This window comes from Sphingomonas sp. MJ1 (PH-R8), from assembly GCF_048058635.1.
GTDB lineage: Bacteria > Pseudomonadota > Alphaproteobacteria > Sphingomonadales > Sphingomonadaceae > Sphingomonas.
Genome location: NZ_JBBEFX010000036.1, coordinates 1 through 3073, shown reverse-complemented (window position 1 = coordinate 3073; position 3073 = coordinate 1). Strand labels below are relative to the sequence as shown.

Genomic DNA, 3073 nt, shown 5'->3' with positions numbered 1-3073 from the left:
GGTAAGCGTGGCCGGTAGGCCGCCTTGCTATTGCGGGCGGCTCTTCTCGTAGGCGAGCTTCCCGGCATGGCGGCGGATGGCGATGGCGGCAACGGCGCGTCTGGTGAAGCGTTCATCGATGTCATCGGGGTTGTACGGGCCGCCATACCAGTCGCGCAGGCGCTCATGTTCCGCGTGGGCAGGGTCGGCCATGGCGTCCAGGAACATCTCGTATCCGGGCAAGCCACCGACATCCTCGGGTGGACAGCGCCGTTCGCCGGCGACGAAGCGCGGGTATTTGACGTCAGGCTCGCCGGGGCCGACCGTTTCCACGGTGATGGTGTGCCGCCAGTCGTCGCCCATGTCGTAGGTGTAGACGAGTTCTTGCACGCCCCGGTCGATGAGGGCGGCGAGCTTCACGTTCTTGGCGGCGGCCATACCGCTCTCCGGCCACATCGGATCCGGCACGCCGTAGCGCCGGTCGCCGGCCTCGAAGTGCCAGAGGTGGCAGTTCTCCCAGCCCATCGCGGCCTGGACGACGTCGTGGAGCATCTTGAGGCTGGCGGTGACCGGCACGTCGACCCGGCGCCAAATGGCGGGTTCGATGTCGTCCAGGACGAGGTGCAGGCGGGCGATGGTTTCGGCGCTCATGCCGCCAGTCTGGCAGGTTCGCGAGCCCAGTTCCACGGCATGAGTTCGTCCCAGCGGTTGGCAGGCCAGTCGTCGGCGACCCTGGCGATGACGTCGGCGATGTACGTCTGCGGGTCGACGCCGTTGGCCTTGCAGGTCTGGATCACGGTGTAGATCGCGGCGGCACGCTCGCCGCCCGCCCTGGAGCCGGCGAACAGCCAGTTGCGGCGACCAACGGCGACGCCGCGCAGGGCACGCTCGGCGATGTTGTTGTCGATCTCCAGGCGGCCATCGTCGAGGAAGCGGCACAGCGCCGGCCAGCGCTTGGTGCCATAGGCGATGGCCCTAGCCATATCGGACTTGGGCGACAGGCGGCGAAAGGCAGCGTCGAGCACCTCGCGCAAGGCGCCGACCAACGGCCTGGTTCGGTCCTGTCGCACTCGGTGCCGGACATCCGGTGGCTGGCCGCGCACCTCGGCTTCGACGGCATAGAGTGCGCCGATGCGCTCGAGGATGTCGGTGGTCAGCGGCGTGGGGATGCGCTCGTGCAGGTCGAACACCTTGCGCCGGTAATGCGCCCAGCACGCTACCTCGGTGACACCGCTGCGGTACAGCCCGTCATAACCGGCATAGGCGTCGGCCTGGAGGAAGCCGCTAAAGCCGGCGAGATGCGCCTGTGGGTGCGCGGCGGTCCGGTCGGGTGTGAAGCGATACCAGGTCGCGGGCGGCGCCGTGCTGCCGGACGCGCGGTCATCGGCCGCGTATACCCACAGCCGCCCGGTCGCGGTCTTGCCCCGGCCGGGGTCGAGCACCGGCACCGGCGTGTCGTCGGCGTGGATCTTGTCGGCCTTGAGCACCTCGTCGCGGATACGAGTGACCACCGGGTCGAGCAGGACTGCGGCCTGTCCGGTCCAGCCGGCCAGCGTCGAGCGGTCGATGTCGAGACCCTGCGCGGCCATCATCTCGGCCTGGCGGTACAGCGGCAGATGGTGGTCGAACTTGGCGACGACGACGTGGGCCAGCGTCGCGAACGTCGCTCGCCCGCGCGCGACAGCGCTGACCGGCGCGGGTGCCTGGACGATCTTCTCGCAAACCCGGCAGCTGTATTTGGGGCGAACGTTGCGCACGACCCGCCAGCGCACCGGCACGATATCGAGCATCTCGTTCGCGTCCATGCCCAGCCGGCGAAGCGCACCACCGCAGTCCGGGCAGGTGCAGACACCGGACGCCGGCTCGTGGACGACCTCCTCGCGCGGCAGGTGACCAGGCAGGCTGCGAACGGGGACCGGGCGCGGTTCTGGTCCGGGCGTGGCCGTCTCGGCCGCAGGACCATCGCGCTCCGCTTCCAGCTCTTCCAGGGCGAGTTCGAGCTGTTCGATCTCGCGGCCCAGCTTCTCGGACGAGGCGCCGAACTGCATCCGTCGCAGCCGGGCGATCTGCCCGCGCAGCGTGTCAATGAGCAGGTCGCGGGCAGCGAGCGCGGCATTGGCCCGGGCGAGCGAGGCCTCCAGCGCGGCGATCCTCGCGGTCGCATCAGCAGGGGAAACGGGCGCTTCCGACACCCGGAATCCATAGCAGATCGCACCCTCTCGGGCGAGAAGAACTCACGCCAAACCGTCGTTTTCAGCCCGCCAGCGTCGGCACGAACGTCCGCTCGGGCCGGCGCCAGTCGATGCCCTCCAGCAGCATCGACAGCTGCGCCGACGTGAGCGTCACCGTGCCGGTCGCGGTTACCGGCCAGACGAACCGGCCGCGGTCGAGCCGCTTCGAAAACAGGCACAAGCCCTGGCCGTCGAACCACAGCAGCTTGACCAGATGACCACGCTTGCCCCGGAATGCGAACAGCGCGCCGGAATGCGGGTTCTTCGCCAGCACCTGCTGGACCAGCACCGCCAGCCCGTCGAACCCTTTGCGCATGTCGGTCACGCCGCAGGCCAGGAACACCCGCGTCGGCAATGGCGCCGGGCTCATCGCAGCACCGACAGCACCCGCGCCAGGGCTCCTGCATCCACCGAGCCGTCCACGCTTACCCGCATGCCGCCCGGCAACTCGATGCAGATGATGCCGGGCGCGGATGTCGCCGGCTGCGGTGCAGGAGCGGCGACCTCGGCCACGCGTACCTCGGCGAATGCCGGCAGCGCAGGCACGACCCCACCCAGCTTGCCCAGTCGCGCCTGCTTGCGCCACGTGTAGATCAGGCTGCTCGACACCTCACGCCGCGCGATGACATCACGAACCCGCACGCCAGGCCGGAACGCCTCAGCCAGTATCTCCAGCTTCTCCGCGTCCGACCAGCTCCGCCGGCCCGACACCCGGCCGACCACCTCCACGCGACCAGTCATACGAGCGCTCGTATGACCAGTCTCAGACCCGAAAACTTCCCGCACCGCCTGCGTCCTCGTCAAAGACGACAAGAATCCCAGCTACAGCCGGACGGGCAAGGCGGCCCGCAGGCCACGCTTAC

4 protein-coding genes are annotated in these 3073 nt (G+C 69.1%); all 4 read right to left on the bottom strand.

What is annotated here, in order from left to right; all coding sequences use genetic code 11:
• Positions 1-27: 27 nt before the first annotated feature.
• The 4 genes from VPH46_RS16030 to tnpA all read right to left on the bottom strand — a co-directional run bounded on the left by VPH46_RS16030 (position 28) and on the right by tnpA (position 2951).
• A complete protein-coding gene (locus tag VPH46_RS16030) occupies positions 28-630 on the bottom strand; it encodes a plasmid pRiA4b ORF-3 family protein (RefSeq protein WP_416612823.1) in 603 nt (200 codons plus the stop codon).
• Entirely contained in the window at positions 627-2171 is a 1545-nt protein-coding gene (gene tnpC / locus VPH46_RS16025) for an IS66 family transposase (RefSeq protein ID WP_416612821.1), read from the bottom strand. The genes VPH46_RS16030 and tnpC overlap by 4 nt, the downstream gene beginning before the upstream one ends.
• A gap of 61 nt (positions 2172-2232) precedes the next feature.
• The gene (gene tnpB, locus VPH46_RS16020) at positions 2233-2580 is read right to left on the bottom strand and encodes an IS66 family insertion sequence element accessory protein TnpB (protein ID WP_416612819.1); all 348 of its coding nucleotides are present in this window, start codon (positions 2578-2580) and stop codon (positions 2233-2235) included.
• Positions 2577-2951: an IS66-like element accessory protein TnpA gene (gene tnpA, locus VPH46_RS16015; RefSeq protein ID WP_416612817.1), complete on the bottom strand. Its 375-nt coding sequence runs from the start codon at positions 2949-2951 to the stop codon at positions 2577-2579. Before tnpA ends, tnpB begins: the two co-directional genes overlap by 4 nt.
• Positions 2952-3073 lie beyond the last annotated feature (122 nt).